This window comes from Plesiocystis pacifica SIR-1, assembly GCF_000170895.1.
Classification (GTDB): domain Bacteria; phylum Myxococcota_A; class Polyangia; order Nannocystales; family Nannocystaceae; genus Plesiocystis; species Plesiocystis pacifica.
In genome coordinates this window covers 1-12911 of record NZ_ABCS01000113.1, presented here as the reverse complement: position 1 = coordinate 12911, position 12911 = coordinate 1, and the positions used below count along the sequence as shown (strand labels likewise).

The 12911-nt window shown below is 65.4% G+C and carries 11 protein-coding genes; 7 read left to right on the top strand and 4 right to left on the bottom strand.

The annotated features are described in order from the left end of the window. Nucleotides 1–80 precede the first annotated feature (80 nt). The gene (locus PPSIR1_RS35030; RefSeq protein ID WP_006975995.1) at nt 81–1076 is read left to right on the top strand and encodes a helix-turn-helix transcriptional regulator; all 996 of its coding nucleotides are present in this window, start codon (nt 81–83) and stop codon (nt 1074–1076) included. 67 nt (nt 1077–1143) lie between these two features. On the opposite strand, the gene PPSIR1_RS44710 is transcribed toward PPSIR1_RS35030, so the two are convergent. Then, the gene (locus PPSIR1_RS44710) at nt 1144–1980 is read right to left on the bottom strand and encodes a metallophosphoesterase (protein ID WP_157596304.1); all 837 of its coding nucleotides are present in this window, start codon (nt 1978–1980) and stop codon (nt 1144–1146) included. 345 nt (nt 1981–2325) lie between these two features. On the opposite strand from PPSIR1_RS44710, the gene PPSIR1_RS35020 reads away from it, so the two are divergent. From PPSIR1_RS35020 to PPSIR1_RS35010, 3 genes are all read left to right on the top strand, one after another. After that, nucleotides 2326–2787 (top strand): hypothetical protein, encoded by a 462-nt coding sequence (locus PPSIR1_RS35020; protein WP_006975993.1) that lies wholly within the window; start codon nt 2326–2328, stop codon nt 2785–2787. A gap of 202 nt (nt 2788–2989) precedes the next feature. Further along, nucleotides 2990–3598: a TlpA family protein disulfide reductase gene (locus PPSIR1_RS48660; RefSeq protein ID WP_157596303.1), complete on the top strand. Its 609-nt coding sequence runs from the start codon at nt 2990–2992 to the stop codon at nt 3596–3598. Nucleotides 3599–3728: 130 nt separating this feature from the next. Beyond that, a complete protein-coding gene (locus PPSIR1_RS35010; RefSeq protein WP_157596302.1) occupies nt 3729–5639 on the top strand; it encodes a L,D-transpeptidase in 1911 nt (636 codons plus the stop codon). A 37-nt stretch (nt 5640–5676) separates the two neighbouring features. On the opposite strand, the gene PPSIR1_RS48655 is transcribed toward PPSIR1_RS35010, so the two are convergent. Both PPSIR1_RS48655 and PPSIR1_RS51370 read right to left on the bottom strand, forming a co-directional pair. Beyond that, a complete protein-coding gene (locus PPSIR1_RS48655; RefSeq protein ID WP_157596301.1) occupies nt 5677–6213 on the bottom strand; it encodes a hypothetical protein in 537 nt (178 codons plus the stop codon). 333 nt (nt 6214–6546) lie between these two features. Then, on the bottom strand, nt 6547–7500 hold the full coding sequence (locus PPSIR1_RS51370) for a TIGR04255 family protein (protein ID WP_420813386.1): 954 nt from the start codon (nt 7498–7500) through the stop codon (nt 6547–6549). A gap of 186 nt (nt 7501–7686) precedes the next feature. Here PPSIR1_RS51370 and PPSIR1_RS35000 point away from each other — a divergent pair, with 186 nt between their 5' ends. After that, nucleotides 7687–8364 carry a hypothetical protein gene (locus PPSIR1_RS35000; RefSeq protein WP_157596300.1) on the top strand — a complete coding sequence of 226 codons (678 nt, stop codon included), beginning with the start codon at nt 7687–7689 and terminating at the stop codon, nt 8362–8364. On the opposite strand, the gene PPSIR1_RS34995 is transcribed toward PPSIR1_RS35000, so the two are convergent. Beyond that, entirely contained in the window at nt 8298–9449 is a 1152-nt protein-coding gene (locus PPSIR1_RS34995) for a serine hydrolase domain-containing protein (protein ID WP_157596299.1), read from the bottom strand. The two genes, PPSIR1_RS35000 and PPSIR1_RS34995, sit on opposite strands and share 67 nt — an antisense overlap. Nucleotides 9450–9806: 357 nt before the next feature. Here PPSIR1_RS34995 and PPSIR1_RS34990 point away from each other — a divergent pair, with 357 nt between their 5' ends. Further along, on the top strand, nt 9807–10892 hold the full coding sequence (locus tag PPSIR1_RS34990; RefSeq protein WP_006975988.1) for a choice-of-anchor L domain-containing protein: 1086 nt from the start codon (nt 9807–9809) through the stop codon (nt 10890–10892). A 282-nt stretch (nt 10893–11174) separates the two neighbouring features. Next, nucleotides 11175–12509, top strand: coding sequence for an IS1182-like element ISPlpa2 family transposase (locus tag PPSIR1_RS34985; RefSeq protein ID WP_006975987.1), 1335 nt, complete (start codon nt 11175–11177; stop codon nt 12507–12509). Nucleotides 12510–12911 lie beyond the last annotated feature (402 nt).

The window sequence follows — 12911 nt, the reverse complement described above, 5'->3', positions numbered from 1 at the left end:
TGGCCGACTGCGGTCAATGAGCTTTGTCGATCCGCGCGTCCGTCGGGGAGCCGCGGCCAAGGTCCGTGGTATGAGGCGGCATGTCTGCCGGCCCCTCCGAGCTCGTCAAGGACACGGCCCGCGTCCTGCTCCGCCACCTGCGGGACAACCCCGGCGGGGCCAGCAAGGAGGACCTGGCGCGGGTTGCCAAGGTCTCGCACCCCTCGATCCAGCGGGCCCTGACCTGGCTGCGCGACGCCTGCGACTCCCCGGTGGAGTTCGATCGCGGGGCCGGCCGCTGGGTGCTCCGCGATCTCCACTTCACGCTGCCGCTGACCGACCCCGAGCCTGGCGATCTCTCGGCCGTGATGTTCGCCGAGGCCCTGCTCGCGCCCTTCGCCGACGAGGAGATCACCGCGCGGCTGCGTCGCCTCGCCGAGCAGATGGACGCGGAGATCCGCGACCGCGGCCAGCCCCCGCCCGCCGGCGCGCGCCCGGGCAGCCTGGTCGCGACCTTGACCACGGGCAGCCGCACGGACCCCAGCGTGCTCGCGGTGCTGTTCGGCGGCGTGGGCAAGCAGGTCGTGCAGATCCGCTACGCGAGCCCGTGGAACCCCTCGGGCGGCGCGCGCATCCATGACGTCGAGCCCTGGCAGCTGCGCCTGCACGACGGGGCGATGTACATGCGCGCCTTCTCGCGCACCCACGGCGAAGCTCGCAGCTTTCGCGTCGCGCAGATCGAGGCCGCCGCGCCCATCGAGGGGCTGACGCCGCGGGAGCCCATGCCCGCCCTCGCCAAGATCTGGGGGGACCACGATCCGGCCTTCGGCATCGACGAGGACCGGCCCTCGACCGCGGTCTTGCGCATTCGCGCTCCCGTGGCGCGTTGGGTGCACCACAACATCTGGGATCCGGGCCAAGTCGATCGTTGGATCGAAGACGGCCAGCTGCTCGAGCGCCGCATGGCCTATCGATCGTGTCGTGAATTGGCGCGGCGGCTACTGTCCCTCGGCGACGCCCTCGTCCATGTCGAGCCCGAGGCGCTGCGCCAGACTGTCATCGACCACGCCCGTGCGTTGACCGATCACCTCGATTGAGCCGGGCGACCGTCCCAATTGGGAACACGGACACCTGGTGTCAGCGACACCGTCGAGGCGATCACGCTCAGCGGACATCACGATTTGGCACCATGACGAATTCCATTTCGGGGTAGCGCAGCGCGAGCAGGGGTCCACCCTTGCCCGCCGAGAAGTCGAGGCATGTCGCATTCTCTCCGGGCCCCAGCCACCCAGGAGCGCGGTCTGGGAGCTCGGAGGCCCAGGGGAACCAGTAGTGGCCAAAAGCGACCTTGGGGGCGTCGGAGGCATAGTCGCGCCACCACGGCAAGCGCCGCGTGCTGCGGGTATGCCCATTCTGATCTTGGTAGGGCGGACAGGACTCTTCGGGGCCCTTGATGTAGCGCTCGAACACATCCTCGAGGGCGCCGCCCCTGGCCGATTCGCGCAGGATCGTCGCGTCGAGGTGCTCGGGCAGGCGCTCGAGGGTGTGCGCGTCCCAACAGGCGTGGATGACTCGTAGTCGGCCCTCATCGAGGAGCAAGCGCGTGGGCTGGCCCATGAGAAAATCTTCGATTGCATCCCAGCGACGCGGCCGCGCCTCGATCTGCGCCAAGGTCGCAGCAAACTGCTCGCGGTTTTTTGGGCTGTGCTCGCGTAGATCCGCCATGTAGTGCAGCGCGTTGAGCTCGTGATTGCCGAGGATCATCCGGCCACACCCCGCGTCGATCAGCTCCGCGAGGCGCTCGCAACAGCCCAGGGAGTCAGGGCCACGATCGAGCAGATCGCCCACGCTGACCAGGGTGCGCCCTTTGGGGTGAGCCCAGCGCGTGTCGACGCGGCGGTAGCCCAGACCCTCGATGAGGGCGTCGAGGGTCTCGCGCATGCCGTGGACGTCACCGATCAGGTCAAGACCGGGGCTGGAGCGGGGTGTGGTGGACGACACCGCGCGATTGTAAAGGCTGGCGAGGGGGCTGCCGGCAGGGCGTGTCGCTGCCCTTCGGACCGGACTTCGTCCAAAGCACAGCGCGTCGGTGCGCGGCGAGCCGTGTGTCACGGGCCCGTTCCAAAGCCCGATCTGGCCCGCAGCGCCCAAGATAATATGGATACTTTTCGCGTCCTGGGCGCAGATTCTCGACGGTAGCTGTCCGAAAGGTCAGGTAATTGTCCTTGCACTACGCTCCATGAGAATCACAACTCATGGTCGAGTATGACGTGTACCAATTGCCAGATTCTCAAAAAAATGCCCCAGCCTATTCGTATTACGAATTGATTGTGCTATGGTCCTCGCGTGTCAAGCTTTGAGCGAGAATTCAACTCTGCCGTCGAGGCGGTCGAGCGTGATGTGTTCATCAATCTCGTCCTCGAAAACCCTCAGTTGACCCTCGCGGAGCTCACCAAGCTCGGCAAGGGCAAGTTCGCCGGGCTGCTCAGCTCCGTGAGCGTGGGCGACATCATCGAAGGCGGTCGTGGTCGGGATGAGGGCGGGGAGCGCCTCGCAGGGCGTGGCGGCAAGCGTGCACGGACGCGTACGCGCACCGTCAACACGCGCACCCCCGAGGGCCGCAAGGCCTACGACGGCGCCGTCCTGGGCGTGGTCGAGGGCGCTGAGCGGCCCCTCAAGGCCCCGGAGATCACCGAGCAAGTCGGCGGCACCGCGCTGCAGGTGCGCAAGTCCCTCGCCCGCCTCATCGACGCGGGCAAGGTGACCTGGGAGGGCAAAGCCCGCGGGATGCGCTACAGCGCGGTCTGATCCCAGGGTCATGATTCGGGCGGTGGCGCGAGCTTCGCTAGCGTCTGTAGAGGTGAGCACGATCCCCAGGGATCGGCTCACCTCTTCGAATTGGACCCGATTCTACCGGATGGGCTGCGAGCCTGGCACGCCGACTTGCACACGCCGGATAGCTCGGGCAAGGTCCCGGCACCAAATCCGCGCGCTTCGAGGTCAATGACCGATGCAAAAACCCGTGCCAGAGACTACTAAAAAAGTGGGCATCAATATTGCCGGTAATGCGCAGCTCGCGGTGATGTTCGTGCTCACTTTCGCCAGCGCATGTACGAATAGTCCGGAGACTCAGCCGAATTCCGATGCCTCGCAGGCGGCCGCGCCCGAGGCGGATCCGAGCGTTGGATACGACCTTCGCCGCCTGCGCCCGCGGGCAGAGCAGCCTCTCTCGGCGATGTTCGATCAGATGCACGAGCGCGCGACGGGGGACGGAAAGCGGGTGGTCGTGCTGTTCTCGGCGGACTGGTGCGACACCTGCAAGCACCTCGATCTCGAGCTTGGCAACGAGCACCCCCGCTCGATGATTGGCGACGTGCAGGTGATCGCCATCAAGGAAGACGACTGGCGCACGGCGGCGCGCATGGACGAGTTCAACGAGCTGCGGCGGCGCTGGGAGCCGGTGCTCGACACCTATCCCCTCGTCGTGTTGCTCGACAAAAAGGGCAAGCGTGTCGAGGAGATGAAGGAAGCGCGGGACCGGCTCGAGGGTCAGGGGCTCACGCCGACCCTGCCGATCTGGCTGGACGAGAGCCGCGCGCGCGAGGCCGACGCGAGCTGAGCGCGGCGCCCCGGCCACGGAGCGCACGTTTGACGCTTCTGCGCACGGCGAGACCCACATCGGGAGGGGGCGGAGCTTGCGCAGGTCGGAATCTTCACCCTGGGCGCTGCGTGGGCTATGCACCACCGTGATGCCGCGCCCCGCACGTCTGGTCAGCCCCCTGGTCTGCGCTCTCGCTTGTGTGAGCGCGGCGAGCCTCGCCTGCACCGATAGCGCTTCGACGGCTTCCGGAGCCGAGGAGGGGTCCGCTGACGCGGGCTCCAAGGCGGACGGTGCCGCGGCCGAGGGTGCCGACGCGCTGGCCGAGGCAGGCGAACCTGCACCGGAGGCGGGAGCCGAGGCCGAGGCGGGGGCGGGGGCAGACGCGGGCGAGGTAGACGCGGGCGCCGAGGCGGGCGCGGCCGAAGGCGGAGCCGGGGCCGCGGCCGGCCCGACGGAGCCCCAGGCGCCCGAGGGCTACGGCGAGTTCGTATTCGCCGACCCCAAGCCCGAGGCCGACGCCCTGCCACTCTACGGGCTGGCCGGTTATGAGGTCGTGGGCGTCTACGCCAAGCCCGACAAGGAGTCGACCAAGCTCGGCTTCCTGCGCGTCGGCACGCGCATGCGCGTGGGCGAGGCGGTCAAGACCGAGGACTGCGCGTCGGGCTGGCATCTGCTCGAGTCCGGGGGCTACGCGTGCGCGAGCCGGGGGCTGGTGGTCGACGAGCGCGATCCCTACATGGCCTACAAGCCGGCCAAGGCCGACGTCGACGCGCCCTTCCCTTACAAGTGGGCCTACGTCCGCAAGTGGAACTCGCCCATGTGGTGGCGGGCGCCGACCAAAGAGGAGTACGTCGAGACCCAGGAGCGCCGGGCGATCCTCGAGTCCGAGCGCACCGGCGAGCCGCTCCCGGGTGAAGAGCCCGCGCCGAGCCCTGGTGAGGGCGGCGGAGACGGGGGCGCGGCTGCGGGCGGAGACGGCGGTGGCGAGGCCGCTGCGGGCGACGGCGGCGGCGAGGCGCTGCCTGCTCCCGACGGCGAAGAGGCCCCCGCGCCCGAGCCTGCTCCGGAGCCCGAGCCCGCCCCGGAGCCCGAGCCCGAAGAGCCCCCGGAGCCCATCAAGGTCCCCCTGAGCCCCAGCCACCCCTGGCTCGAGAAGGGCTACTTCCTGTCCCTCGGGGAGGAGCTCAAGGAGGACGGCCGCAAGTACTGGCGCACCGCTCGGGGCGGCGTGGTCGAGAAGGCCAACGCCTTCCCCTACGAGGCCAAGGACTTCTCGGGCCACGCGATCGTCGAAGGGATGAGCTTCCCCGTCGGCTTCGTGATGGTCAAGAACGGGACCAAGCTGCTCGAGTTCGGCGACGACGACAAGCTCCACGCCACGGGCAAGACCCTGGAAAAGCGCACCTTCTTGAACCTCGGCGAAGAGGTCGAGATCGCCGGGCGGACCTACTTCACCGTCTTGCCGATCCCCGAGGCGCCCGCCGAAGGCGACGCGCCCGCGCAGCCCGAGGCCGCGGGGGACACCGGCGGCGAGGAGGAGCCGGCGCTGCTGGTCAAGGCCGACGTGATCCGCCGGCCCGATCCGCAGCCGATCCCCGACGGCCTCGACCCCTGGGACCGGTGGATCGACGTCGACATCACCAAGCAGATGCTCGTGGCCTACGAGGGCTCGAAGCCCGTCTACGTCACGCTGGTCTCGACGGGCAAGAAGGGCACGGACGAGGAGCCCTTCGAGACGCCCACGGGCCGCTACCGCATCTACAGCAAGCAGATCACCTCGAACATGGACGGGGCCACGGCCACGGACGGCAACTACGCCATCCAGGACGTCCCCTGGGTGATGTACTTCGAGGGCAGCTACGCCCTCCACGGCGCTTTTTGGCACCGCAGCTTCGGCTACGTGCGCAGCCACGGCTGCGTCAACCTCGGGCCCAGCGACGCGCGCTGGCTGTTCAACTGGACCACGCCCTTCCTGCCCGAGGGCTGGTATGGCGTGCGCACCAGCGACGACAACGTCGGCTCGACGGTGGTGATCCGCCGCTCGCCCAAGCCGGAGTGAGCGGACCCGAGCGGGGGATTCCACTAAAGGACGATGGCTACTCGTCGAAGCGTCCGTCATCTCGGGCGAGGTATCGGACAAGGCACGAGTGCAGCAGGTACCAGGAGTACCGTTGCATTCGTGCAACCACTGTTTGTTTCTTTAGAAAATCAAGGCTTGCGGCACAAAGTTCAGTGAACTCAAGCACCCAAGCCTGATGAGGTGACCCAGGCCAGTTTGGGACAAAAAAGCGGCGGTTGAGGGAGTATCTCTCCAGGTTTGTAATTTCATGGCTTTGTAGTCCTCCCAGGTCGTGCAGCGGGACGACTTGAGATGTTAGAACATCGACGCGATCAGTATCGCAAGTGTTTCCAACGAACATCCAATAGTCGAAAAGCTCAAGTGCAGCTACGTTGCCATGCTCATCAATAAGGGGCATTTCCGCCGAAAGCTTAAGGATGTCTCCCTGACAGAGGCCTTGAGATGTATTCGCGGTAAAGAAGCTCGTGTGAAGCTGGTTCTTACTTACAAGTTCTCTGATGTTCTGTTGTAGTTCTTCAGCATCGTAGCAAGGAGGCCAACGCTCGGAGTTCATGTGGATTCCCTGGACTATTTTATCGGGCGGGTAGAGATGATTCGTTTAGTGCGACGTTTTCGAGAGAAGGATAGTTCTTCAGAAACGCGATCTTCAAGCCACTCGGGTGCGAGTTTTAGAGGGATAGTCAGCTTTTGTAGCTGCCCGCTAGCTTTGTAGACGGATTCGTCGAGGGAAAGCGCTCGTACGTGATGGAGCCCCGTTGCTGTAAGAGTGAGTTCGAGCATCGCGTTTGAGACTGATGTTGAGGTCGTCGAGCTCTGAAGGGTTGAGCCTTCAACGATGACACAATACCTGTCTGCATCGATCGCCTGTTGAGATCGTTTTGTGTAGTCAGTCATGGTTCGGGATCCGAGCGTCGAGGTAGTCCTTGAGCATGGAAGTCGTCGCCGAGTAAAATACAGAGAAGATGTCCCCAGTGAGTTGAGTGACACACTTCGATAGCTCATCAATGTTCTGGGGGTTTTCAATGTACCTGTCAACATCGAGGACGAACGCATTTGAAATTTGTCCCCAGCGGACAGTCATTGAGCCTTCTCGATCTTCAAAGTCAGAATTGAGCTCATAGGTGAACTGACAGTTTCTGATTGAAGTGTGCGGTGTATGGAGGAAGTCCGCAGTTATAAGATCGGAAACGGAGATGTCATCTCGGTTGAGTAGTTTGCCGACCTGCAAAGGCTCAATGTGATTTACATATCGGATGCCAATGCGAGTAAGGTTGACACGGTACTCGTCGTTGAGGGAGCCTCCGGCAAGCGATGTCACATCGGCAAGGTCACTATGGTTGGTGTGGTTCTCAGTGTATATGCGAAGAGATTCTCGAGTAAGAGAAACGGTGTATTGGTCATCTGCAAAGGTGTGACGTCGTTGAGTTCGTACTGCCATGTGTGGAAGCAGCCCAACAGAGTCCCTTCGTATGTCAACGGTCTGTTGGTCTGCAACATCGTATCGCGGGAAGCGAACTCGAATTTGATCTTGAAAGACTGAGACATCGTTGTCTATACGCAACACTGGATTATATCGTAGTTCAACAACAACCTGTCGAAGAACGTTGCGTTTGTACTGTTGCCTTGGAATGTTTGGTAGGTCCCACACGGGTTTTCGGATTATAGTCGGGGAGATCTCCCCTTGCCATCCAGACACGGCACACACCCTAACGGATGGAAGCTGAAATTCCGAGATTTGAGTGAGTTTACTTACGCGGAGTGGGAATTGTCTGTTCGGATGTTTAGGTTCCCTTTGGGTTTCATCAGGCAGCCCATGAACGTCTCTGAATATTTTACCCATCGTGGACGATGCTACGCCCTCGTCCATGACTCAAAGACATCTTCGTTCGTCGGGCTTTGTTGGCCCGAGGACGGGCCGGCCGTCCGACTCGCGGGCCAGAGCGTCTTCGGCCGCTCGCGCGGGCCAGCGAGATCACTGGCTTTTGTTGGCCCGGTCGACGGCCTACATCTCGCAAGGGTGGAGGGCATGTCGCCGATCCGCGCCGCCCTGGCCAGCCTGTTGACCCGCGATCCCAGCCTGGTCCTCGACCTGCTCCGCCATCACCTCGACGAGCCCTTTCGGCCGAGCCGCATGCGCGCCGTCGACCCGGCCCGAGCGGGGCGAGCCCGCGAAGCCGATGACGCCGGGCCTGGGCCTGGGCCTGGGTTTGGGTTTGGGTCCGGGTTCGAGTCCGAGCTGCTGTGGCTGGTCACCTCCGACCGCGTCCGCACCCCGGAGTGGCTGCTCGTGGTCCAGCAGCCCGAGCGCGCCGAGCTCGTGTGCCCCGAGCGCTTCGCCGCCGCCGAGGCCCGGGCCCGCGAGGCGCTCGGTTGCCGGGTGCAGACCCTGATGATCGCCCGGCGCCTCGAGCTGTCCCGGGCGACGCGGCGCTGGCCTCGGGGCCCGGTGGTCCTGGATCCCGAGCGCGTGCCGAGGGTGCGCAGCTTCGCCTGCGCCGAGCGGCGCCCGAGCCTGGCCGCGCTCTCGGCCCTGGTCCACGGCCGCGAGGACCCCCGGGTGCTCGGCGTGGCCCGCTCGGTGTTCGACGCCTCGCCGCAGCCGGTCGCGAGCCAGTGGACGGCGGGCCTCGACGCCGTCTATCCGGCCGCGTCCTTTGGCCGCGAGCGAGGGGGCGCGCTGCGGGTCAAAGGTCGCGGGTCGTAGACGGTGCGGTTGGTCAGGATGACCACGCCGTAGCGGCGCGCGGGCCAGATGCGCACGGCGGGGCGGTAGCCGCCGCCCTTGCCCATGTGGTTGAAGTAGCGCTCGCCGTCGATGCGCCCGGTGTGCCAGCCCAGGCCGTAGCCGAGCTCGGCGCCGCGGTTGTCGGTCTGCGGGGTCTGCATGGCGAGGACCGAGGCGGGGGACAGGAGCTGTCGGCCTCGCCACTCGCCATGGTTGATGTGCGCCGCGAGGAAGATCGCCAGGTCGCCGGCGGTGCCGATCAGCCCGCCGTAGGGGGCGCCCTCGAGCTCGAAGGGCACCGTCGTCACCCACTCGTCGAGGGTCGGCCCGAACACGCCAGGGTCGGCGACGCGGACCATCATGGAGGTCACCATGGACTTGGCGCGGCTGTGGCCGAGGGCGCCGTGGGCCAGCATCTGGGGGGTCCAGCGAGTGTCCGTATGGACCATGCCGAGGGGCTCGAGGATCTCTCCCCGGACGTAAGCGGCGTAGTCCCGACCCTGCGGATCGGCCCGCTCGATCATCCGGCCGAGGATCAGGTAGCCGAAATTCGAGTAGCGGGCGTGTTGTCCCGGACGCCGACGCAAACGCGGACCGTGGGCTTTGGACAGGTCGGCGAGCTGCTCGGCGAGGGTCGCAGGCGCGTGGCCGGCAGGGTGCGCGCGGTCGTAGACCGAAGGGTTGCCGAGCCCACCGCGATGACACAGCAAGTCTCGCGCGGTGATCGGCCGGCCCGGGGGCTCGCGCAGCGTCCACTCGTCCTCGAGCACGTCGCGGATCGGCGCGTCGATGTCGAGCTCGCCGCGCTCGTGCAGCTGCATGATCGCCGTCGCGGTGAACAGCTTGGTGATCGAAAACCACAAGAAGGCGGTGTCTCGCTCGACGGGGCGGCCGTCGGCGAGGGCGGCCACACCCGCGACGTCGACGGTGATGGTTCGACCTTCGACCGTGGCCACGGCGAGGCCGGGGGTCGCGCCCCGCTCGACCTCGGCCACCGCGCGGGTGCGGATCGCTTCGGCCGAGTCTTCGTGGACGTGGACACAACCGATCAGCGCGATCAGCATGAAAAAAGTCGCGAACTGCGATGTGAGCGGGCGCAGATTCGTCCAGAGCCCGCTGATCATTGGAATATCGCCCATTCCGTTCGGCACGGCGTTCGAACTATGTCTCCCTCCGTCGGCCGCGTCCAAGTCATCCGATGACTGCGCGCGTAGAGCGTCACGCGCTGCCGTTTCAAGGCGGTGACGAGCGCGATTTTGCGTCGTAGGATGGGGCAGCTTTGTGCCACCTACCGGATTGATTGACCCGTGAAATATCTCAGCCCGTCAAACCTCCTTTTCCTGCCCTCGATCGCAACCATTGCGCTGATCACAACGGGCTGTCCTTCCGACCCAGAGGACGAGGGGGCCGATGAGGCCGCCATGGACTCGATCGGCGATGACGACAACGACGACGCCGACGATGACACGCCGGAGGAAGAGGAAGAGACGGAGGAGGAAGAGGGCGAGTCGGACTCGACCACCGACACCGACGGCGAGTCTGAAGGGGACACGACCACCACTGGTGGGACCGGCGGTGGTCCGGGCGCGAAGTTCGATCTGGGCAACCTCCCGGACGCCAACGACGAGAACGTCTGCGGCGCGCCCTTCCACACCCCCTGCGACGGCGACTCCAACGACCTGCTCCACGCCATCGGCATCAACTGCCCGGACGAGTACCAGGTCAACGTCCAGGTCACCGGCGATCCCCAGGCCCGCTACGTGCACACCGGGCAGCTGGGCACCTACGACCCCGCGACCTACCCCGTCCTCGAGGGCGAGAAGATGGCCATCTTGTCGAGCGGCATCGCGCAGGAGCTCACCCAAGGTGGCACCTACGCCTCGACCTCGCTCGTCGGCAACGACCCCATCAACCTCCCGCCGCCGCTGGACCCCAACCCCGTCGACCCGGCGCTGATGATCGACTGCGAGGCCGACCCCGCCCTGATCGGCACCGGCGACTGCTCCAACACCATCTGGGAGCAGTGGCAGCAGGGCTCCGGCGCCTACGACTACTCGGAGATCCGTATCACCGGCCAGGTCCCCGCGGGCACCACCGGCTTCGCCTACAACCTGGCCTTCTTCTCCACGGAGTACCCGGGCTTTTACCAGACGAACTACAACGACATGTACGTCGCCTGGCTCGTCAGCGAGAACTGGACCGGCAACGTCTCCTTCGACGAGATGGGCCAGCCCATCTCCCTCAACGCCGGCTTCCTCGACTACAAGGACGCGCCCAACCAGTACGACTGCCCCGACTGCTCGGCCCCCGAGCTCCAGGGCACGGCGATGGAGGGCCACGCGGGCACGAAGTGGCTGACCACCAGCGCCGGCGTCACGCCCCTCGAGGACTTCACGCTGATCTTTGCGATCTTCGACAAGAACGACAACATCCTCGACTCCGTGGTGATCCTCGACAACTTCGAGTGGAACTGCGAGGGCGGCCCGCCGGTGACCATCCCCGGCTGAGTTTCTACTTTGCCCCCGCAGAGGTCGCGGACCGGGGACGCTTCGTCGCTGTCCGCTCCTCCGCTTGGGTCGTGGGGCAATGGAGTTCGTGCCCATGCGAGGGCATGTGGCCGCCCCCTGGAGGGGGCGATTGGTTCACGGTCTGAGTCGTGGACGTGGGGCAGGGAGGGCGTGGCGTCGTCCACGACGGCTAAAATGGACAGGGACTGTGAAATCTTCACGGTCTGAGAGTTTGTGAACTTTTCCTCTCGGTGTGGGATCACAAGCACCGAGAGGGAAGTCATGCCGAAGTCGCGCCGAGAGAAGCCCCGCCTGCGAGAAGCCGAGCGCCACCAGCTCGAGTTTCGCTCCTACAACCTCGACTCGCTGTTGGCTGATGACCATCGAGCCCGACTGCTATGGGCAGCGGTCGGGCAGCTCGACCTCTCGAGCTTCTACGACGCGATCGAAGCCCGAGGAGCGCAGCCAGGACGACCCGCCACGGATCCCAAGGTGTTGCTGACCCTGTGGCTGTACGCGATCTCGGAGGGCATTGGGAGTGCTCGTCACCTCGCGCGGCTGTGCGAGCGAGACAACGTCTATCGATGGATCTGTGGCGGCTTGAGCATGAACCATCACACGCTGGCGGAGTTTCGGACGGGGCACGGAGACAAGCTCGACGAGCTGATGACCCAGCTGCTGGCGACGCTGATGCACCAGGGCCTGGTGACGCTGAGGCAGGTCTCCCAAGACGGCGTCCGTGTACGAGCGAGCGCAGGAGCAGGCTCGTTTCGACGCCGGGCGACCCTCAACAAGTGCCTGAAGGAGGCGAAGGCTCGAGTGCGAGAGCTGAGCCGGCAGCTCGAGAGTGACCCCGGGGCCGAGAACAAGCGGGAGCAGGCCGCAAAAGAGCGAGCAGCGCGGGAGCGACAAGAGCGTTTGACGCGGGCGCTCGCAGAGCTCGACGAGCTGGAGAAGCAAGACAAGGCCAAGGAGCCCAAGAAGAAGAGCACGAGGTCGAAGAAGCAGACCACGAAGACGAACGAGAAAAAGAAGGCAAAGAAGAAGGAGCGTCGGGTGAGTACGACGGACCCAGAGGCTCGGGTGATGAAGATGGGAGACGGAGGGTGGCGGCCGTCCTTCAACCTTCAGTTTGCGCAAGACACCAAGGAGAATTTCATCGTGGGTGTGGGCGTGACGAACGTCGGGAGTGACAAGAGCCAGATGCTTCCGATGTGCGCGCAGGTGCTCGCGCGTACGGGAGTGCGCCCTCGGGAGTGGCTGGTCGACGGAGGCTTCGTGAAGCTCGCAGCCATCCACGAGATGGAGGCCAAAGGGACGCGAGTCTATGCGCCGGTGCCCAAGCCGCGAGACGAGGAGGACGACCCCTACGCCCGCAAGCCCAAGGACACGGATGAGACGTGGCGGTGGCGAAGGCGGATGAAGACCGAGTCGGCCAAGAGGAAGTACCGGCAGCGAGGGGCACACGCGGAGCTGGTCAACGCGGACCTTCGAGCATGGCGCGGGCTGCAGCAGCTACCGGTCCGAGGGGAGTCGAAGGTGAGGACGGTGGGGCTGTGGATGGCGCTGACCTACAACCTGCTGAAGTGGACGAAGCTGGTGCCGATGCCGGCATGAGCGGCGGGCGCTGAGCTGCCTCCCGGGCCTCCGCCGGGGCAGCTGAGCTGCCTCCCGGGCCTCCGCCGGAGCAGCTGCCCATGCTTGGGCAGGAGTATCGGCGGTCAAGGGAGAGGTCCAAGCCGTGCGTCACTCGCGTCGGCCCGAGTCCGTGCACGACTTCGGGGAAAGACTTACAGCCTCTGAGCCGTGGACGTGGGGCAGGGAGGGCGTGGCGTCGTCCACGACGGCTAAAATAGACAGGGACTGTGAAATCTTCACGGTCTGAGTCGTGGACGTGGGGCAGGGAGGGCGTGGCGTCGTCCACGACGGCTAAAGTGGTCAGGGGCTGTGGATTCATTCACAGCCCCTGAGTCGTGGACGTGGGGCAGGGAGGGCGTGGCGTCGTCCACGACGGCTAGA